This is a genomic window from Vannielia litorea (genome assembly GCF_018424695.1).
Taxonomy (GTDB): Bacteria; Pseudomonadota; Alphaproteobacteria; order Rhodobacterales; family Rhodobacteraceae; genus Vannielia; species Vannielia litorea_A.
Window position 1 is genome coordinate 1 of record NZ_QTNQ01000043.1, and the last position, 18,365, is coordinate 18,365.

The following is an 18,365-nucleotide window of genomic DNA, read 5'->3' on the forward strand; positions in this document are numbered from 1 at the left end:
CCCCCTTCACCAGACCCATTCATTTTCTTGCTCCAAATATCTCCCGCCGGAGGCCTCGACTCTCTTCTGGCGCCCCTTTCCAATTCGCGCCCCAGCAGGCATGAAAGCGCATGGCCAAAGCTCTCGCCTTCACCTGCACCGCCTGCGGCGCGTCCCACTCCAAGTGGTCGGGGCAATGCGATGCGTGCGGTGCCTGGAATACGATCACGGAAGAGGCGCCACTCTCCTCCGGCCCCAAGGGCAAGGGGCTCGGCGCAAAGAAGGGCGCCACCATACCACTGGCCGATCTGGCCTCGCCCGAAGCCCCGCCGCCCCGCACCACCTCAGGCCTCGATGAATTCGATCGCGTGCTTGGCGGCGGCCTCGTGCCGGCCTCGGCCACGCTTGTGGGGGGCGATCCGGGCATCGGCAAATCCACCCTTCTGCTGCAAGCCGCCGCCCGCTTCGCGCTGGCAGGGCAGAAAACCATCTACATCTCCGGCGAGGAGGCCAGCGCACAGGTCCGCATGCGCGCCCGCCGCCTTGGCCTCGCCGACGCGCCGGTGAAACTGGCCACCGAAACGAGCTTGCGTGACATCCTCACCACGCTCGACGCCGAGCGCCCCGACCTCTGCATCATCGATTCGATCCAGACCATGTGGTCCGACACCGTCGATTCCGCCCCCGGCTCGGTCAGCCAGGTGCGCGCGGCCTGCCATGAGCTGACCCAATTCGCCAAACGGCGCGGCACCGCCGTCATCCTCGTCGGTCATGTTACCAAGGAAGGCGCCATCGCCGGCCCCCGCGTGGTCGAGCACATGGTCGATACCGTGCTCTACTTCGAGGGCGAGCGTGGCCACCAGTTCCGCATCCTGCGCGCGGTGAAAAACCGCTTTGGCCCGGCGGATGAGATCGGCGTGTTCGAGATGACCGGCGAAGGCCTCGCCGAAGTCTCCAACCCCTCCGCCCTGTTTCTGTCCGACAACGAGTCCCCGGCCGCCGGCACCGCCGTCTTTGCGGGCATCGAAGGCACACGGCCCGTGCTGGTCGAGTTTCAGGCCCTTGTCGCCCCGGCCCCGGCAGGTCAGGCGCGGCGCTCCGTGGTGGGCTGGGATTCGGGCCGCCTCGCGATGATCCTCGCCGTGCTCGAGGCACGCTGCGGCATCCCCTTCGCAGGAATGGATGTCTACCTCAACGTCGCGGGTGGCCTCAGGGTGTCAGAGCCCGCCGCAGATCTCGCCGTCGCCGCCGCCCTGCTTTCGGCCCGCGAAGACGTGGCCCTGCCGCCACGCATGGTGGTTTTCGGCGAGATCAGCCTCACCGGCGCCCTCCGGCCCTCCTCGCAAACCGAAAACAGGTTGAAAGAGGCGCAAAAACTTGGTTTCTCCTGCGCAACGCTGGCAGAGGGGTCAAAGGCGACCTCCGGCGGGGGCATGGACCTGCGCAAGATGTCAGACCTCACGGGCTTCGTGGGCGAGATGTTCGGCGCGGGCTGAGACCGGAAAGGCAAGAAGAGAGCACATGGAAGGCTTCACCATTTTCGACGCGGGCGTGGCCGTCGTCATCGTCCTGTCGGCAATTCTTGCCTACTCCCGCGGCTTCGTGCGCGAGGTTCTTGCCATCGCCGGATGGATCGGTGCCGCCGTTCTGGCCTATATCTTCGCTCCGCAGGCGGTGCCGCTGGTCAAGGAAATCCCGGTGGTGCAGGACTTCCTCGACAACTGCGAGCTGGCCACAGGCGCGGGCTTCATCGTGGTCTTCGCCATCGGCCTCGTGATCTTCGCCCTCTTCACGCCACTCTTTGCAAGCCTCGTGCAGCGCTCCGCGCTCAACGCGCTCGATCAGGGCATGGGTTTCATCTTCGGAGCCCTGCGCGGCCTCATCCTCGTGGCCATCGCGCTGGTCCTCTATGATTTCATCGCCGGAAGCGAGAGCCTCGCCTTCGTTGACGACAGCCAGACCTCCAAGCTCTTCGGCTCCGCCAAAACCCGGATCGACGGTGAAATAGCCGACCAGGAAGGCGTGATGAACTGGTTCCGCGAGAAGTTCGAAAGCCTGACTGATCGCTCTTGCGGAGCCCCGGCCGTTGCCCCCGCAGACCCCACCGCTCTGCCCGACCAGCCCGCCTCCGAGTGATCGGGGCCGGGTCGCGCCAATCGGCGTGCCCGGCAAAATACCGGCGTCAGCCCCGTAGGGTGCGCATTCATTGCGCACCTGTCACCCCACAGCAATCCCTGCGTGACAAAGGGATGACAGCGCCCGCGCCAAAGGTTAAACGGGGCGCAACGCCCACAAAGCCGGATTCGGAGCTGCCCCTTGCCCGACACACAGCACGGCCACCCCGCCATGCCCCCCGCGCACCCTTTCGATGACGATAAGCTCCGCGAAGAATGCGGCGTCTTCGGCGTCATAGGTGTGGAACAGGCCGCCAATTTCGTGGCCCTCGGCCTCCATGCCCTGCAACATCGCGGCCAGGAGGCCGGCGGCATCGTCAGCCACGATCCCGAGCAAGGCTTCAACTCCGCCCGCCGCTTCGGCTACGTGCGCGACAACTTCACCAAGGCCTCGCTGATGGACACCCTGCCGGGGCCGCTCTCCATCGGCCACGTGCGCTACTCCACCACCGGCTCCAAGGGAAACACGCAAATCCGTGATGTGCAGCCCTTCTTCGGCGAGTTCTCGATGGGCGGCGCGGCGATTGCCCACAACGGCAACATCACCAATGCCGGGGCGCTGCGCAAAGAGCTGATCGAGCGCGGCTCAATCTTCCAGAGCTCTTCCGATAGCGAATGCATCATCCACCTCATGGCCCGCTCGCTGCAACGCGACGTGCCCGCGCGGCTCGAAGACGCGCTGCGCCGGGTCGAAGGCGCGTTTTCCATCGTCGCCATGACCCGCACCAAGCTGATCGGCGTGCGTGATCCGCTCGGCGTGCGCCCGCTGGTGCTTGGCAAGGTCGGGGACGGCTGGGCGCTCTCCTCCGAAACCTGCGCGCTCGACATCATCGGCGCCGAATTCGTGCGTGAGATCGAGCCGGGCGAGATGGTCGTCATCACCAAGGACGGCGTCGACAGCCGCCAGCCTTTCCGCCCCAAGAAGAGCCGCTTCTGTATCTTCGAGCACGTCTATTTCTCGCGCCCCGATTCCATCCTCGGTGGCCGCTCGGTCTATGAAACCCGAGAGGCAATCGGTCGCGAACTGGCCAAGGAAGCCCCGGTCGAAGCCGATCTCGTCTGCCCCGTGCCTGACAGCGGCACCCCGGCGGCCATCGGCTACAGCCTCGAGTCGGGCATTCCCTACGCCATGGGCATCATCCGCAACCAATACATGGGCCGCACCTTCATCGAGCCCACCGAGCAGATCCGCAACATGGGCGTGCGCCTCAAGCTCAACGTCAACCGGGCACTGATCAAGGACAAGCGCGTGATCCTTGTCGACGACTCCGTCGTGCGCGGCACCACCTCGCGCAAGATCAAGGAAATGATCCTCGACGCGGGTGCAAAGGAAGTCCACTTTCGCATCGCCTCCCCGCCCACGGCCTGGCCCTGCTTCTACGGGGTGGATACGCCGGAGCGGAGCAAGCTGCTGGCGGCCAACATGAGCGCCGATGAAATGGCCGATTACCTCGGCGTCGACAGCCTCAAGTTCATCTCGCTCGACGGCCTCTACCGCGCCGTTGGCGAAGCCAAGGGCCGCGACCCGAAAGCGCCGCAATATTGCGATGCCTGCTTCTCTGGCGAATACCCGGTCGAGCCCGCCGACATGATCGAACAGGGCTTCGAGATGAAGACCGCTGCCGAGTAGGGCCTCGGGTCCGACCAGAGGATGACTGCACAACTGCCGCGAAGAGGAGCCGCGCCGCAGGCAAGGCCCCGATGAGCAGCCCCCTGCCCTAACGTCGGAAGTCTTCCGCCTTCAACCCGTGCTTCGCCAACTTGTCGTAAAAGGTCTTCCGCGGCAGCCCCAGTGCCGCCGCCGTGGCCGTCGCATTCCCGTTCTGCCGCCCCAGCGCCGCCGCGATCAGCGATTTCTCCACCCGCGCCATCTGCTCCGCCAGCCCCAGCTCGGCGGCCTCCTGCACCTCCCCCGGCATCCCCAGCACAAACCGCATCGCAGCGCTCATCAGTGAGCGTGCGTTGCCCGGCCAGTCCTGTGCCATCAGCCCGGCCAGATGTTCCTCTGTCACCTCCGGCTCGGGGATGCCCGCCTGCTCCGCCGCCTGCGCCACGTAGTGTCGAAACAGCACGGGAATGTCCTCGCGTCGCTCTTCGACCGTCGGAATCCGCACCTGCATCACGTCGAGCCTGTAATAAAGATCGGCGGCAAAACGCCCGGCCTCCATCTCGGCCACCAGGTCGCGTGTGGTGCCCGCTATGATCCGCGCCTCTCCCGGCGCTTCGAGCCTGTCGAGGAGCACAAGCTGCACCGACGCTGGCAGCGCAGAGATCTCGTCCAGAAAGAGCGTGCCCGCCCCGGCCGCCTCCACCGCCATGTCCAGCCGCGCTTCATCGAGCGAGGCGGCGAGCCTTTTCACGAAGGGCTGCGGCGCAGCCGGTGACAGCAGGTGGATCACCTCCGCCACCTTCGCCGTCTGCGAGCCCGGCCCGCCCGTCACCAGCACCTCGGCTCCGGCCCGGGCCACCGCCCGCACCTGCGCGCGCAACCCCTGCGCTTCCGCAGAATGGCCAAAGATCATCCGCGAAGCCGCATCGCCCCGCTCCAGCTCGCGCTTCAGCCGCCGGTTCTCCAGCACCAGGGCCCGCGCCTTCAGCGCCTTCTCGACAACGCCGACCAGCTCCCTCGGCCCGCAGGGCTTTTCCAGAAAATCGAAGGCCCCCTCGCCAATCCCCTTCACCGCCATTGGCACGTCACCCTCGCCGGTCAGCAGGATCACCGGCAGCTCGTCGTCGCGCCGCCGCGCCTCCGCGAGCAGATAAAATCCGTCCCGCCCCGGCATCCGGATATCGCTCACCACGACGCCATCGAACTCGGGACCGATATGATCCTTCGCCTCGATGTAGCTGCCCGCAAGGATCGCCTCGATGTCGGCCAGCTCAAGCGTCTGTCCCAAGGCCTCACGCACCGCCGCATCGTCATCCACCACCAGAACGCGCCGCGCGTTGCTCATGCCGCTGCCTCCATATCGGCAGGCTGCAATTCAACGGTGAATTCCGCGCCGCCCTCCTCCCGGTTCACGCCCCGGATATTGCCGCCAAAGCTCTGCACCAGCCCATAGCTGATCGACAGGCCCAGCCCCATCCCCTCGCTCGCTCCCACCTCCTTGGTGGAATAGAACGGATCGAAGATCCGGTCCGGCTCGGCAATCCCGGGGCCGCTGTCCCGCACCCGAAGCCGCACGGGCGCACCCGGCTCGATGGAAATGCCCAGTTCCGCGGTGTCGCGCCCCGCCATCGCGTCAATCCCGTTGCTGACAAGGTTCAGCACCACCTGCTGCAGCCGCACCTCTCCGCCGCGCACCATCACCGGGGCGTCCGGCGCATCCCACTTCAGCGTCACCCCCAACTGACCCATCCGGCCCTCGGCCATCTCCAGAACAGCCTCCACGACCGCCCCCAGATCAACCCGGCCAATCGGCTCGCTCTCCTGACGGGCAAAGGCGCGCAGGTTGCGGATGATACGGCCCATCCGCCGCGCCAGGTCACCGATCCGGCCAAGGTTCTGCGCCGCCCGCTCCGGGTTGTCGCGCTCCAGAAAGCTCTCGGCATTCTCGGCAAAGGAGCGGATCGCCATCAGCGGCTGGTTCAGCTCGTGGGACAGCCCGGCACTCATCTGCCCCAATGCACTCAGCTTGCCCGCCTGCACCAGATCTGCCTGCGCCCGGCGCAGCGCCGCCTCGGCATCCTTGCGCTCCCGCACTTCTGCCTTCAGCCTTTCGTTTGCCGCCTGCAAGGCCGCGGTGCGCTTTTCCACCCGCGCTTCGAGCACCGCATTGGCACGCGCCTCCGCCGAGAGCCGCTCCGCAAGCGCCCGGCGCCGCTCGCCCAAAAGGAACAGAAACGCCCCGAAGCCAAGGCACAGCGCCGCCACGGCTGCCGCCGCCAACGCGCCGAGCCGCAGCGCCGGAGCCAGAGAGATCAGCGCCTCGCCGCGCATCCCGATCACCGGCAACTCCTGTACGAGATGCAACGCCATGCGCGGGATATAGGGGCCGCCATCCACCCACCACAGGTCTCGCCCCTCCGCTTGCCACGACCGGTGCGCAATGAAGGGCTTCACTTCCGCGCCCTCATGCACTGCCTCGCCTGACGCCCCGTGCCGGCTCATCAACAAAAGCTCGGTGCGGTTCGCGACGAAGACGATGCCATCGCTGTCGGTAAAGAAAACCGGCACGGGGTCGCCCGCCCAGTCCAGCTCGATCAGCCGCAAATCGGCCTGCACCACAACGATCCCCATCACCGGCCCGTCCGGCGCAAAGATCGGCGCGGCAAAGGAGTAGAGGCGCCGCCCGGTGTCCGGGTGCACCCTGTGGCTGCTTCCAAGCGCACCCTGTGCCGCCCGGGTGATCTCGGGCCCGTTCAGCACGCTCGGCCCGCCCTCGCCCGTCGCGGCAAGCACCAACCCGTTCAGATCGGTCAGGAAAATCGCCGCGCTGCCCGTCATGTCGGCGTGGCGCACCAGCAGGGCCGAAACCCACTCCGACGCTCCCCGGCCCGCCACCTGCGCCTGCGGCTCGGGCCGGTCGGCCAGCGCCACGGCCAGTTCGGCGTAGCTCTGCAGCTGCGTCGTCAGCCGCTGTGAGGTGAGCCGCAAATCGCTCTGCCCGCGCCGCTCAACCTCGTCGAGCGCCGAAACAAATGCCCCCCAGCCCGCGGCAACGCTCAGGAGCGCCGCCGCGCCGAGATAGAGCAGGATCACCAGCAGCCGTCGCGTCATTCCTCTTCCTAGACAATCCGAAGCGCATCTGAAAGCGTCGCCGCCATGCAGGTGCTCTCCCAGTCCCCCACCGATCCGGCCTTCGTGCAAGACCCATACCCCTTCTACCACCGCGCCCGCGCCGCAGGAGACCTGTTCTTCTGGGAGGACTACGGGCAACTCGCGGCTGCCGGTTACGCACAGGTGAAGCGCCTGTTGAAAGACCGTCGCCTGGGACGCCAGATGCCCGCCGATCTCGCCCCGGCTATCCCGGCGCGTCTGCAGCCCTTCTACGACGTCGAGGCCAACTCGATGCTGGAGCTCAACCCGCCCCGCCACACCCGCCTGCGCGGGCTGGTGCTGCGCGCCTTCACCTCCGCCACCGTGGAGGCCCAACGCCCCGCCATCGAGGCGCTTTGCGCAGATCTCATCGACAGGTTCCCCTCCGGCCCCTTCGACCTGCTCGACGCCTACTGCCGCCCGCTTCCCGTTATCACCATCGCCACCCTGCTCGGGGTCGACACGCGCCGTGCCCCTGACCTGCTCGCATGGTCCAATGCCATGGTCGGCATGTATCAGGCGGGCCGCACGCGAGCGATGGAAGACGCCGCGATGGAAGCAACGCAGGCCTTTACCGCCTTCCTCGCCGAAGAGATCGCCCGCCGCCGAGCGACCCCTGCGGATGACCTGATATCGCACCTCATCGCAGCTGAGGCGGAAGGCGAGAAGCTCAGCGCAGAAGAGCTCACCTCCACCGTCATCCTGCTGCTGAACGCGGGCCATGAAGCCACCGTCCACAGCCTCGGAAACGGCGTGAAACTGGTTTGCGAACATGAGCTTGCCGGCCACGCCTCAACCACCGAGAACGCGCCGCTGCTCACCGAGGAAGTCCTGCGCCACGCGCCCCCGCTGCACATCTTCGAGCGCATCGCCAGCGAGGATTTCGAAATCTACGACACGCAGATCGAACGCGGCCAGCGCATCTCCTGCCTGCTCGCCGCCGCCAATCGTGACCCGGATGCCTACCCGAACCCCGATACGTTCAACCCCACGCGCCGGGGCCCGTCCAACATGGCTTTCGGCGCCGGGCTGCACTTCTGCGTCGGGGCGCCCCTTGCGCGGCTCGAGCTGCAAATCGCCCTGCCCGCCCTCTTCTCCGCCTGCCCGCAGCTCGCGATCACAGAACCACCCCGCTATGCGCCCGTCTACCACTTCCACGGGCTGGAAAAGCTGCTCGTCACCGCCTAACCTCCTGCCATTCATTCAGGGGTTTCCCATGCGCAGCGCACTTGTTTTCCTCGCCCTGACCCTGCCTGCCGCCGCCCAGGAACGTGTGCTCTCCCCCGAGCGCGCCAGTGGCTATGACGGTGTCATCACACAATGCGTCACCCTGACCCGCGAGCAATTCGCCAACGACATGTGCGCCCCGCTCGCCACCTCGGTGGCCGGCATGGCCTCGAAGGCCGGTCTCGCGCACCGGCACCTCGGCCTCGTGGAATGGGGCTTCGGCACGGATGAATACGGCCCCACGCCGGACGATCTGAAGATGATCGCTCCCGTCAACCTCACCTTCTACATCCGCGCCACTGCCGGGCCCGACAGCGCAATGGTCTGGGCGTCGCTCTACCGCGAGGTGCCCGAGGGGCGGCTGGTGATATGGGAGGATTCCGGCATCGGCGCGGGAGAGCAAAGCGTCATCCGCGTTGGCCTGTCGACCGGCCTCGCGCAAGCTTCAGCCGGTCTTTGAAGCCTTGGCAGAGGCGAATTAAGGTGCGCCGCTAACCCGCTGAAAAAAAGAAAAACCCACTCAGATCCCGCGCCCTAATCGACCGCCACGGGCAAGGCCGTGGTGCTCTTGATCTCTTCCATCGAGAGCAGCGCCGTCACGTTGTGAATTTTCACCTCTGAAATCAGCGCCTGGTAGAACTCGTCATAGGCCCGCGCGTTGGTCACCTGCACCTTCAGGATGTAATCGATATCGCCCGCAAGCCGATGTGCCTCCAGCACCTCGGGCCGAGCGCGCAGGGCCTGCAGGAACTTCTGCTGCCAGTCGGATTCGTGCTCTGACGTCCGGATCAGCACGAAAAAACAGGCCTCCAGCCCCAGCGCCTCTGCGTTCAGAAGCACCGTGTTCTGCCGGATCACCCCGGCCTCGCGCATCTTGCGCACGCGGTTCCACACCGGCGTCTTCGAACTGCCCACTTTCTTGGCAATTTCGTCGAGGGACTGCCCGGCGTCACTCTGAAGTTCCGCAAGGATTTTCCGGTCGATCTTGTCCAATCGGACAGACATTCGCTTTTCTCCTGCCTTGATAGAATTCCGGCCCACCACGGGAGTTTCTCGGAACGTTTTTCCTTAACTGCCGCGAGGCACTGCCAATTACCAGAACAAAATTCTACATTCTGCACAAGCAACAGGAGCCGCCGCCATGCAGCATTTCCCGATCTTCCTCAACACCCGCGGTGAGCGCGTGGTGCTTTCGGGCGGAGGCGAGGCAGCGCTGGCCAAGCTGCGCCTGCTCACCAAGACAGAGGCCGATCTGCACGTCTACGCCGCCGATCCCCACGCCGATCTCCAAACCCTCGCCGCCGAGGGCCGCATCACCCTGCACAGCCGCGCCGCGCAGGCGGGCGACTTCGCGGGCGCCCGTCTCGCTTACGGCGCCAATGAGGATCACGCCGAGGACACCCGCATCAAGGCCCTGGCCGAAGCCGAGGGCGCGCTGGTCAACATCGTGGACGACCTCCACAACAGCCAGTTCATCACCCCCGCCATCGTCGACCGTGACCCGGTGACAGTGGCGATCGGCACCGAGGGCGCCGCCCCGGTGCTCGCCCGCGCCATCAAGCGCGACCTCGAAGAGCGTCTGCCCGCCTCCCTCGGCCTGCTCACCCGAATCGGCAAGGCTTTCCGCAAGGCCGCCGACGCCCTGCCGATGGGCAAGAAGCGCCGCGACTTCTGGGCCGAGTACTACTTCGACAAGGGCCCCAAGGCGCTGGCGCAGGGCGAAGACAGCGCCCGCACGGCGCTGGAAGAGCTGCTCACCCGCCACCTCGACGCCGTCCCCGAGCCCGGCGAAGTTGCCTTCGTCGGTGCAGGTCCCGGCGACCCCGAGATGCTTACCCTCGCCGCCCGCCGCGCGCTCGACGAAGCCGAAACGATCATCCACGATGGCCTCGTTTCCCCGGCAATTCTGGAACTCGCCCGCCGCGAAGCCCTGATGATCGACGTGAGCAAGCGCGGCTTTGGCAAGTCCACGCCTCAGGACGCGATTAACGCCCTGCTGGTCGGCCACGCGCTGAAGGGCGAAAAGGTCGTGCGCCTGAAGGCCGGCGACCCGGTGATCTACGGCCGCCTCGACGAAGAGCTCGACGCGCTGCCCCCCCACGGCATCGCCACCCGCATCCTGCCCGGCATCACCGCCGCCTCCGCCGCCGCCGCCTCCCTCGGCCAAAGCCTGACCAAGCGGGGTCGCAACAGCGACCTGCGATTTCTGACGGGGCATGACACCAAGGGCTTCACCGAGCAGGATTGGTCCGCCCTCGCCCGCCCCGGCAATGTCGCCGCCATCTACATGGCCAAGAAGGGCGCCCGATTCCTCCAGGGCCGCCTGATGATGCACGGCGCCGCGCCCGACACCGATGTCACAGTGGTCGAAAACGCCTCGCGCCCCGAGGCGCGCATCCTGCACACCACACTCGCCGCCCTGCCCGATACGACGGAGGGCCTCGAGGGCCCCGCGGTCCTCCTCTATGGCCTCGCCCCGCGCGACGCCGCCGATGCGCTCGAATTGAAGGTTGCCCAGTAATGCCCAAGCCTTTCACCCCCAAGATCGTCACCGCCAACGCGCTCATCGAGGGCGACGTGATCTACCTCACTAACAACGGCGAATGGTCGCGCCGCCACGAGGATGCCCGGCTCTTCAACGATGAAGAGGCCGCCAATGCCGCCCTCGCTGCCGCCGCGCTTCAGGCGGGCGAGATCGTCGGCGCCTACCTCGCCGATGCCGCCCAGGGCACGAAGGGTCCGCAACCCACTCACTTCCGCGAGCGCTTCCGCGCAACCGGCCCCTCCAACTACGCCCACGGCAAACAGGTGGAGCTCTGATGTATACCTATACCGACTTCGACGAAGCTTTCGTCCGCTCCCGCGTCGCGCAGTTCCGCGCCCAGGTCGAGCGCCGCATCGACGGTTCGCTCACCGAGGATGAGTTCAAGCCGCTGCGCCTGATGAACGGCCTCTACCTGCAGCTCCACGCCTACATGCTGCGCGTGGCCATCCCCTATGGCACCATCTCGGCCCGCCAGATGCGCCAGCTCGCCTTCATCGCCGACACGTGGGACAAGGGCTACGGCCACTTCACCACGCGCCAGAACATCCAGTACAACTGGCCCGCGCTGAAGGACGTGCCCGACATGCTCGAGGCGCTGGCCGACGTGCAGATGCACGCGATCCAGACCTCCGGCAACACCATCCGCAACGTGACCTCCGACCACTTCGCCGGGGCTGCGGGCGACGAGGAGGCCGACCCGCGCCCCTATGCCGAGCTGCTGCGCCAATGGTCCACCGACCACCCTGAATTCCAGTTCCTGCCCCGCAAGTTCAAGATCGCGGTGACGGGGGCAGAGGCCGACCGTGCGGTGATCCGCAGCCATGACATCGGTCTGCAACTGGTTGAAAAGGAAGGCCAACTCGGCTTCAAGGTCATCATCGGCGGCGGCCTCGGCCGGACCCCGATGATCGGAAAGGTGGTGCGCGACTTCCTCCCCGAGGCCGACCTGCTGCCCTACTGCGAGGCCATCGTCCACGTCTACAACACGCTCGGTCGCCGCGATAACAAGTACAAGGCCCGCATCAAGATCACCGTGCACGAGAACGGGATCGACACCATGCGCGAGCTGATCGAAGCCCGGTTCAAAGAAATCCGCCCCGAGTTCACCGGCGTCGATCAGGAGCTTCTCGCCGGCATCAAGGCCCAGTTCGCCACCCCGCCGCTGCGCAAGGGCGATGTCGCCGCCTACGAGGCCGCCTACCAGATGGACCCGGTCTTCCGCGCCTGGGCCGACACCAACCTGACGGCCCACCGCGACGCCGATCATGCGATTGTCACAATTTCGATAAAGGCCCATGGCAAAACCCCCGGAGATGCAACCTCCGACCAGATGCGCCTGATGGCCGACCTGGCCGAAGAGTATGCCCACGGAGAGCTCCGCATCAGCCACGAGCAGAACGTCATCCTGCCCCATGTCCACAAGGGCGACCTGCCCGCGATCCACGCGGCGCTAAAGGCCGCCGGGCTGGGCACGGCCAACATCGGGCTGGCCTCCGATATCATCGCCTGCCCCGGCATGGATTATTGCGCGCTGGCCACCGCCCGCTCGATCCCGATCGCGCAGGAAATTGCCACCCGCGTCGACGAGCTGAAGATCGAGCACGAGGTCGGTGAGCTTAAGATCAAGATCTCCGGCTGCATCAACGCCTGCGGCCACCACCACGTGGGCCACATCGGCATCCTCGGGCTGGACCGCGCGGGCGTGGAGAACTACCAGGTCACGCTGGGCGGCGATCACACCGAGACGGCAGCCATCGGCACGCGCATGGGGCCGGGCTTTTCGGCCGAAGAGATCGTGCCTGCCATCGAGCGGCTGATGCTGGCCTATCTCGATCTGCGCGACGCGCCCCAGGAGACCTTCCTGCAAACCTTCCGCCGGTTGGGGGATGCGCCCTTCAAGGCCGCCCTCTACCCAGAAAGCGAGGCTCGCAATGCCGCGTGATACCGTCACAGGCGTGACCGACGAGGTGGCCGAAGCCCGCGCCGCCGCCGAGGCCCGCGCCCTCAACGAACGGTTCGCCGGAGCCACGGCGCAGGACGTCCTGCGCCACGCCCTGACCGATCCGGCGATGGGCCGCATCGCCACCGTCAGTTCCTTCGGGGCCGAGTCGGTGGTGCTGCTGCACATGATCTCAGAGATCGACCGCGCCGCGCCGGTTCTCTTCATCGACACCCAGATGCTCTTTGAGGAAACCCTGCAATATCAAACCGATGTCGCAGAAAAACTCGGCCTCACCGGCGTCGAGCAAATCCGCGCGCCCGCCCCGGACCTGGCCCGCGCCGACCCCGACGATACCCTGCACCAGCGCGACACCGACGCCTGCTGCGACCTGCGCAAAACCGTGCCGCTCGCCAACGCCCTGCTGGCCTATGACGGCTGGGTCACGGGCCGCAAACGCTTTCAGGCCGAGGCCCGCGCATCGCTGGACTACTTCGAAAGCGAAGGCCCGCGGATCAAGATCAACCCGCTGGCAGGCTGGTCCGCGACCGAGCTCAGGGCCTATATGGATGAGCACGATCTGCCCCGCCACCCGCTGGTCGCCAAAGGCTACCCCTCCATCGGCTGCTGGCCCTGCACCACGCCGGTAAAAGAGGGAGAAGACCCGCGCGCCGGTCGCTGGCGCGGCGAGGACAAGGAAGAATGCGGAATCCATTTCATCGACGGCAAGGTGGTGCGCGGCCCCCTTCCCGCCCCGGAAAGAAAGAGCGCCTGACATGAGCAACATCATCGTGACAGACGAAGGCTTTGCCCCCGACGCCTGGGCCCACCCCGTCACCCCGCTGGCCGAGCTGGAAAATACCGAGGCGGGCGCCCCCGCCCTCGCGGTCGACCTCGCGCCAGAGGATGACCCGGCAGCGCTCTCTGCCCGGCTCGACGGCATCGACATGATCCGCATCGCCTTTCCCACCTTCGCCGATGGCCGCGGCTTCACCCACGCCCGCGCCCTGCGCCGGATGGGCTTTGCCGGGCGCCTTCGGGCTGCGGGCCATGTGATCTCCGATCAATATGCCATGGCACGGCGCTGTGGTTTCGACGAGGTCGAAATCTCCCCCGATCTTGCCGCTCGCCAGCCCGAGGCCGAGTGGAAGTTTCGCGCCGACTGGCAAGCGCATGACTACCAGTCCCGCCTGCGCGCCTGAGCCGCCTCGAACACATTCAAAAACCCTGATACAGATCAAAGCACCAAGGAGCCGCGTGGCAGATACCGCCCGCGACAGATGCAAATGACCGACCAGAGCCCCGTGACCGAACAAGCCGCCCAACCCGTCAAAGCCAAGCCCGCCCTCCCCGACGCGCAGACCGTGACGGAGGTGAAGCACTACACCGACCGGCTGTTCAGCTTCCGCTGCACACGCCCCGCCAGCCTGCGCTTCCGCTCGGGCGAATTCGTGATGATCGGCCTGATGGGCGACCCGGATCCCAAGACCGGCAAGCAAAAGCCCCTGCTGCGCGCCTATTCCATCGCCTCCCCCTCCTGGGACGAGGAGCTGGAGTTCTACTCGATCAAGGTTCCCGACGGCCCGCTCACCTCCAGGCTCCAGCACATTGCCGTGGGCGACGAGATCATCCTGCGCCCCAAGCCCGTCGGCACTCTGGTGCATGACGCCCTGCTGCCCGGCAAGCGCCTCTGGTTCTTCGCCACCGGCACCGGCTTCGCGCCCTTCGCCTCGCTCCTGCGCGAGCCGCAAACCTATGAAGACTATGACGAAATCGTCATCACCCACACCTGCCGCGAGGCCGGCGAGCTGACCTATGGCCGCGAGCTGATCGAGAGCCTCAAAACCGACGAACTGCTCAACGAGGTGATCGGCGAGGGTTTCTGGAAGAAGATCCGCTACTACCCCACCACCACCCGCGAAGAGAGCGCCAAGATGGGCCGCATCACCGACCTGATGCGCACCGGCGAGGCCTTCTCCGACCTCGGCGTGCCCGAGCTCAACCCCACGACCGACCGCGCGATGATCTGCGGCAACCTCGCCTTCAACCTCGAGCTGAAGGAAATGCTCGAGGGCTACGGCCTCGAAGAGGGCGCCAATTCCAAGCCCGCGCATTACGTCGTCGAAAAAGCCTTCCTGGACTGAACGCACCACTTGCCCCGCCGCGTCGAACCGCCTAGGCGGGGCAGATGGATACCGCGTTTCTGATATCGGCCTTCGTCACCCTCTTCGTGGTGATCGACCCGCTCGGCCTCGCGCCCCTCTTCGCGGCGCTGACCCATGACGAAAGCCCGGCCCGCCGCCGCGCCATCGCCGTGCGTGCCGTGGCCATCGGCTTTTCCATCCTGCTTATCTTCGCCCTCGCTGGTGAGGCGGTGCTTGAATTCGTCGGCATCTCCATGCCCGCCTTCCGTATCTCCGGCGGCTTGCTGCTGTTCCTCACCGCGCTCGAAATGCTCTTCGAGCGCCGCACCAAGCGCCGCGAGGATCAGGCCGAGGAGGACCGCCCCGATCCCTCCATCTTCCCCCTCGCCACGCCCCTCATCGCCGGGCCCGGCGCGATCGCCTCGGTGATCCTGCTCTCCGGCTCCCCCAACGCCGACTGGACGACCACCTTGCAGGTGATCGGCGTCATGGCCAGCGTGCTTACCATCGTGCTCCTCCTCTTCCTCGGTGGCGGCCTGCTCTCGAGGCTGCTGGGCAAGACCGGCATCAATGTCGCCACCCGCCTGCTCGGGATGCTGCTCGCCGCGCTCTCGGTCCAATTCGTGATAGACGGGCTGCGCGACCTCTCCCTGCTCTAGAAATGCGCCGCGCGCCCTCCTAGATACCTGACATGGACGGCGATACCCTCGGACGGCTCACCTATCTCATCCTGCTCGGCGTCTTCGTCGGCAGCTACTTCTTCGTGTCCGGCCGGACCAACTGGGGCCAGACCGCCCGGCACGCCGCGCTCTGGGTCTTCATCTTTCTCGGCGCCATCGTCGCCTATGGCCTCTGGAACGATGTCAAACGCGAAGTTTCCCCCCGGCAATCCGTCTTCGCCGAGGATGGCCGCGTCGAGGTGCCCGTCTCCCCCGATGGTCACTACTATCTCACGCTCGACATCAACGGATCGCCCACCCGCTTCGTGGTCGACACCGGCGCCTCCGACATGGTGCTGAGCCGCGCCGACGCCCGCGCCGCCGGGATCGACCCCGAAAGCCTCGCTTACCTGGGGCGCGCCAACACCGCCAATGGCGAGGTCCGCACCGCGCTGGTGCGCCTTGACGAGGTCAGCCTGGGCGACATCTCCGACCGGAACGTGAGCGCCCTCGTCAACGACGGCGAGATGAACGGCTCGCTCCTCGGCATGCGCTACCTCGAACGCTTCGCCTCCGTCAGCTTCTCCCGGGGCGAAATGATCCTCCGGCGGTAGCCGGTTTTTCAGCACCGCCCCGCTTGGCGCACGGCAGCACCAAAAGAGATTTCAGGCCTCCGGCGGGGATAGTTCTGGAGCTCCGAGAGGATCACAGGCACCCTGTTCCTCTCGGAGCTCCAGAACTATCCCACGGGGGTGTGGGGGTGTGAAACCCCCACTGCGGAGCCTCGACGCCCAGGAAGCACGGCGGGATGAAGACTGCACTGCCCACATAAAGATGGCAGGGCTTGCCCCGCAATCTCGAAGGGCCGCTAGCCGCCGCTCTCCGCCTTCTTTTCCCAGCGCCCGCTCTCTTCCGACCAGTATTCAGCCGCGGCCCCCGCGCCGGTCAGCGCCTTCCACTGGCCGCGCGCGTGCTGCACAGCCGCCGGGTCGTGGCCGTCAAAGAGCACGCAGACCCGCTCCAGCGTCGCCACCTCGCCCGCCTCCACCGCCGCACCGTCCACCGCCATCAGGCAGGTCGCGCCGTTGGGCATATCGGGCTCTGTCGTCAGCAGCACCGGTTGCAGCGCATCATGGGCTCCGCCCGCTCGGCCATGGGCGAGAAACTGCTCATCCGGCCCCTTCCAGAGGGCCTCGTCCAGCCAGTCCATCCGCCCCGGGTCACGGCCCCGCACCGCCACCCGCCAGCCTGCCGCAAGGCTGCGCTCCAGCAGCACCGGAAGCGTCTGCTCCAGGGGCCGCTGGGTGAGGTGGTAGAACATGGCCTTGCCCACGCGGCGTTACCCTTCGTAGCCGTCCGCAATCATCCGGTTCAGCGCCAGCACGCCCCAGCCCGAAGCGCCCTTTGGACCCAACGCAGGTGCATCCGCAGGCTGCGCCACCCCGGCAATGTCGAGGTGAATCCAGGGCGTCTCTTCCTTGACGAAGCGCTTGAGGAACTCGGCAGCGGTGATCGAACCGCCCCAACGGGTGCCGACGTTCTTCACATCCGCCTTCCGGCTCTTGAGCAGCTTGGCATAGGCCTTGCCCAGCGGCATCCGCCAAGCCCCCTCACCCTCGGCCTCGGCGGCCTTGAGGAAGGCCCCGGCAAAGCCGTCATCATTGGAGAAGACGCCCGCGTTCTCATGCCCCAGCGCCACGATGATCGCGCCCGTCAGCGTGGCGAGGTCCACCATGCCGCAGGGTTTGAACCGCTCCTGCGCGTACCACATCACATCCGCCAGAACGAGGCGGCCCTCGGCATCGGTGTTGATCACCTCCACCGTGTCGCCCTTCATGCTGGTCACGATATCACCGGGCCGCTGGGCGCGGCCGTCGGGCATGTTCTCGACCAGCCCGACGAGGCCCACCACGTTGGCCTTGGCTTTGCGCGCCTTCATCAGTTGCATCACGCCCGAGACGACGCCTGCGCCGCCCATGTCCATCGTCATGTCTTCCATGCCGCCTGCGGGCTTGAGGCTGATGCCGCCGGTATCGAACACCACGCCCTTGCCCACCAGCGCCAGCGGGGCCTCGTCGCCGCCGCCGTTCCATTGCATCACCACCACCTTCGAGGGGCTCTCAGAGCCGATGCCCACACCCAGCAGGCAGCCCATGCCGAGCTTCTCCAGTTCGTCTTCCTCCAACACCTCCACCGTGAGGCCGTCGCCCTCCAACGCCTTCAGCCGGTCGGCGAAGCTGGTGGTGGTCAGCACGTTGGCCGGGGCATTGACGAGATCCCGGGTAAAGGCGACACCCTCGGCCATGGCCTGAACCTCGGCGCCATCAAGCTCCTCGGGCTTGGTCATCATCAGGGTGATCTCAGCCGGGGCCCTGGCCTCCTTCGAGGTCATCTCCACGTAGTCGTAGGCTCCGAGCATCGCGCCAAGCAGCACATCTCCCGCCCGCTTGGTCGCCCCCGCAAGCACCAGCACCGGGCCCTCGCCCGCCGCCTTGCCAATGGCGGCCCCCGCGCGGCGGGCCGCCTCCACCGTGGGGCGACGCGACAGACGGATCACCTGCACCACCTCGGCCTCCATGCCCGAGGGGAACGTCAGATCCTTGGCCTCGCCCTCTTCCAGCTTGCCCCAGGCCTCGCTCTCTACCATCCGCTTCAATGCCCCGCGCGTCAGCCGGTTCACCCGGCGCGCGGGCACATCGAGCTTGCCCGTCTCTGGCACCAGCACAACCACGCGGCCCGCTGCACCCGCAATGGCGTCAATGTCGGTTTCTTTCAGGGCGAAGCGGGGCAGGTCGGTCATCCGGGGCACTCCTTGATTGGCATTGCGCCATAGCTAGGGCGGAATCGGGGCAAAGGAAAAGGGGGCGCACCGCCGACGCCGCCATTAACGGTTTCCCCGACCCCGCCGATCGGGTAGCTTCGCCGCCAACAAGAACACC

General features: G+C 66.6%; 18 protein-coding genes. 13 read left to right on the forward strand and 5 right to left on the reverse strand.

Annotation, left to right across the window (positions count from 1 at the left end):
- The first annotated feature begins 110 nt into the window (after window positions 1–110).
- From radA to purF, 3 genes are all read left to right on the forward strand, one after another.
- Complete coding sequence (gene radA, locus DYI42_RS14475) at window positions 111–1,475, forward strand: DNA repair protein RadA (RefSeq protein ID WP_213546705.1); 1,365 nt, start codon at window positions 111–113, stop codon at window positions 1,473–1,475.
- 25 nt (window positions 1,476–1,500) lie between these two features.
- Window positions 1,501–2,115 (forward strand): CvpA family protein, encoded by a 615-nt coding sequence (locus DYI42_RS14480; RefSeq protein WP_213546706.1) that lies wholly within the window; start codon window positions 1,501–1,503, stop codon window positions 2,113–2,115.
- A gap of 210 nt (window positions 2,116–2,325) precedes the next feature.
- Window positions 2,326–3,783: an amidophosphoribosyltransferase gene (gene purF / locus DYI42_RS14485; protein ID WP_213546736.1), complete on the forward strand. Its 1,458-nt coding sequence runs from the start codon at window positions 2,326–2,328 to the stop codon at window positions 3,781–3,783.
- 88 nt (window positions 3,784–3,871) lie between these two features.
- Here the strand turns inward: purF and DYI42_RS14490 are convergent, their stop codons facing one another.
- Window positions 3,872–5,107 carry a sigma-54-dependent transcriptional regulator gene (locus tag DYI42_RS14490; protein WP_213546707.1) on the reverse strand — a complete coding sequence of 412 codons (1,236 nt, stop codon included), beginning with the start codon at window positions 5,105–5,107 and terminating at the stop codon, window positions 3,872–3,874.
- Window positions 5,104–6,873, reverse strand: a complete 1,770-nt coding sequence (locus DYI42_RS14495; RefSeq protein ID WP_213546708.1) for a sensor histidine kinase — start codon at window positions 6,871–6,873, stop codon at window positions 5,104–5,106. The genes DYI42_RS14490 and DYI42_RS14495 overlap by 4 nt, the downstream gene beginning before the upstream one ends.
- Before the next feature lie 45 nt (window positions 6,874–6,918).
- Between DYI42_RS14495 and DYI42_RS14500 the strand changes: the two genes are divergently transcribed.
- Both DYI42_RS14500 and DYI42_RS14505 read left to right on the forward strand, forming a co-directional pair.
- Window positions 6,919–8,100, forward strand: coding sequence for a cytochrome P450 (locus tag DYI42_RS14500; protein ID WP_213546709.1), 1,182 nt, complete (start codon window positions 6,919–6,921; stop codon window positions 8,098–8,100).
- A gap of 28 nt (window positions 8,101–8,128) precedes the next feature.
- Complete coding sequence (locus tag DYI42_RS14505) at window positions 8,129–8,599, forward strand: hypothetical protein (protein WP_213546710.1); 471 nt, start codon at window positions 8,129–8,131, stop codon at window positions 8,597–8,599.
- Window positions 8,600–8,673: 74 nt separating this feature from the next.
- Here DYI42_RS14505 and DYI42_RS14510 read toward each other — a convergent pair whose 3' ends face one another.
- Entirely contained in the window at window positions 8,674–9,144 is a 471-nt protein-coding gene (locus tag DYI42_RS14510) for an Lrp/AsnC family transcriptional regulator (protein WP_213546711.1), read from the reverse strand.
- A 136-nt stretch (window positions 9,145–9,280) separates the two neighbouring features.
- Between DYI42_RS14510 and cysG the strand changes: the two genes are divergently transcribed.
- The 8 genes from cysG (at window position 9,281) to DYI42_RS14550 (ending at window position 16,040) form a co-directional block, all read left to right on the forward strand.
- Window positions 9,281–10,660 (forward strand): siroheme synthase CysG, encoded by a 1,380-nt coding sequence (gene cysG / locus DYI42_RS14515; RefSeq protein ID WP_213546712.1) that lies wholly within the window; start codon window positions 9,281–9,283, stop codon window positions 10,658–10,660.
- A complete protein-coding gene (locus DYI42_RS14520; protein WP_213546713.1) occupies window positions 10,660–10,959 on the forward strand; it encodes a DUF2849 domain-containing protein in 300 nt (99 codons plus the stop codon). Before cysG ends, DYI42_RS14520 begins: the two co-directional genes overlap by 1 nt.
- Complete coding sequence (locus DYI42_RS14525) at window positions 10,959–12,626, forward strand: nitrite/sulfite reductase (RefSeq protein ID WP_213546714.1); 1,668 nt, start codon at window positions 10,959–10,961, stop codon at window positions 12,624–12,626. The genes DYI42_RS14520 and DYI42_RS14525 overlap by 1 nt, the downstream gene beginning before the upstream one ends.
- A complete protein-coding gene (locus DYI42_RS14530) occupies window positions 12,616–13,398 on the forward strand; it encodes a phosphoadenylyl-sulfate reductase (RefSeq protein ID WP_213546715.1) in 783 nt (260 codons plus the stop codon). Before DYI42_RS14525 ends, DYI42_RS14530 begins: the two co-directional genes overlap by 11 nt.
- 1 nt (window position 13,399) lies before the next feature.
- On the forward strand, window positions 13,400–13,825 hold the full coding sequence (locus DYI42_RS14535) for a DUF934 domain-containing protein (protein WP_213546716.1): 426 nt from the start codon (window positions 13,400–13,402) through the stop codon (window positions 13,823–13,825).
- An 84-nt stretch (window positions 13,826–13,909) separates the two neighbouring features.
- Complete coding sequence (locus tag DYI42_RS14540) at window positions 13,910–14,767, forward strand: ferredoxin--NADP reductase (protein ID WP_213546717.1); 858 nt, start codon at window positions 13,910–13,912, stop codon at window positions 14,765–14,767.
- 44 nt (window positions 14,768–14,811) lie between these two features.
- Window positions 14,812–15,426 (forward strand): MarC family protein, encoded by a 615-nt coding sequence (locus DYI42_RS14545; protein ID WP_213546718.1) that lies wholly within the window; start codon window positions 14,812–14,814, stop codon window positions 15,424–15,426.
- 32 nt (window positions 15,427–15,458) lie between these two features.
- Window positions 15,459–16,040, forward strand: coding sequence for a retropepsin-like aspartic protease family protein (locus DYI42_RS14550; RefSeq protein WP_213546719.1), 582 nt, complete (start codon window positions 15,459–15,461; stop codon window positions 16,038–16,040).
- Window positions 16,041–16,294: 254 nt separating this feature from the next.
- Here DYI42_RS14550 and DYI42_RS14555 read toward each other — a convergent pair whose 3' ends face one another.
- Both DYI42_RS14555 and DYI42_RS14560 read right to left on the reverse strand, forming a co-directional pair.
- On the reverse strand, window positions 16,295–16,759 hold the full coding sequence (locus tag DYI42_RS14555) for a DNA polymerase III subunit chi (protein ID WP_213546720.1): 465 nt from the start codon (window positions 16,757–16,759) through the stop codon (window positions 16,295–16,297).
- Window positions 16,760–16,765: 6 nt separating this feature from the next.
- Window positions 16,766–18,226, reverse strand: a complete 1,461-nt coding sequence (locus tag DYI42_RS14560; RefSeq protein ID WP_213546721.1) for a leucyl aminopeptidase — start codon at window positions 18,224–18,226, stop codon at window positions 16,766–16,768.
- Window positions 18,227–18,365 lie beyond the last annotated feature (139 nt).

Coding starts and splice junctions, on each gene's coding strand:
- radA (WP_213546705.1), top strand. CDS start 111: ATGGCCAAAGCTCTCGCCTTCACCTGCACCGCCTGCGGCGCGTCCCAC.
- DYI42_RS14480 (WP_213546706.1), top strand. CDS start 1,501: ATGGAAGGCTTCACCATTTTCGACGCGGGCGTGGCCGTCGTCATCGTC.
- purF (WP_213546736.1), top strand. CDS start 2,326: ATGCCCCCCGCGCACCCTTTCGATGACGATAAGCTCCGCGAAGAATGC.
- DYI42_RS14490 (WP_213546707.1), bottom strand. CDS start 5,107: ATGAGCAACGCGCGGCGCGTTCTGGTGGTGGATGACGATGCGGCGGTG.
- DYI42_RS14495 (WP_213546708.1), bottom strand. CDS start 6,873: ATGACGCGACGGCTGCTGGTGATCCTGCTCTATCTCGGCGCGGCGGCG.
- DYI42_RS14500 (WP_213546709.1), top strand. CDS start 6,919: ATGCAGGTGCTCTCCCAGTCCCCCACCGATCCGGCCTTCGTGCAAGAC.
- DYI42_RS14505 (WP_213546710.1), top strand. CDS start 8,129: ATGCGCAGCGCACTTGTTTTCCTCGCCCTGACCCTGCCTGCCGCCGCC.
- DYI42_RS14510 (WP_213546711.1), bottom strand. CDS start 9,144: ATGTCTGTCCGATTGGACAAGATCGACCGGAAAATCCTTGCGGAACTT.
- cysG (WP_213546712.1), top strand. CDS start 9,281: ATGCAGCATTTCCCGATCTTCCTCAACACCCGCGGTGAGCGCGTGGTG.
- DYI42_RS14520 (WP_213546713.1), top strand. CDS start 10,660: ATGCCCAAGCCTTTCACCCCCAAGATCGTCACCGCCAACGCGCTCATC.
- DYI42_RS14525 (WP_213546714.1), top strand. CDS start 10,959: ATGTATACCTATACCGACTTCGACGAAGCTTTCGTCCGCTCCCGCGTC.
- DYI42_RS14530 (WP_213546715.1), top strand. CDS start 12,616: ATGCCGCGTGATACCGTCACAGGCGTGACCGACGAGGTGGCCGAAGCC.
- DYI42_RS14535 (WP_213546716.1), top strand. CDS start 13,400: ATGAGCAACATCATCGTGACAGACGAAGGCTTTGCCCCCGACGCCTGG.
- DYI42_RS14540 (WP_213546717.1), top strand. CDS start 13,910: ATGACCGACCAGAGCCCCGTGACCGAACAAGCCGCCCAACCCGTCAAA.
- DYI42_RS14545 (WP_213546718.1), top strand. CDS start 14,812: ATGGATACCGCGTTTCTGATATCGGCCTTCGTCACCCTCTTCGTGGTG.
- DYI42_RS14550 (WP_213546719.1), top strand. CDS start 15,459: ATGGACGGCGATACCCTCGGACGGCTCACCTATCTCATCCTGCTCGGC.
- DYI42_RS14560 (WP_213546721.1), bottom strand. CDS start 18,226: ATGACCGACCTGCCCCGCTTCGCCCTGAAAGAAACCGACATTGACGCC.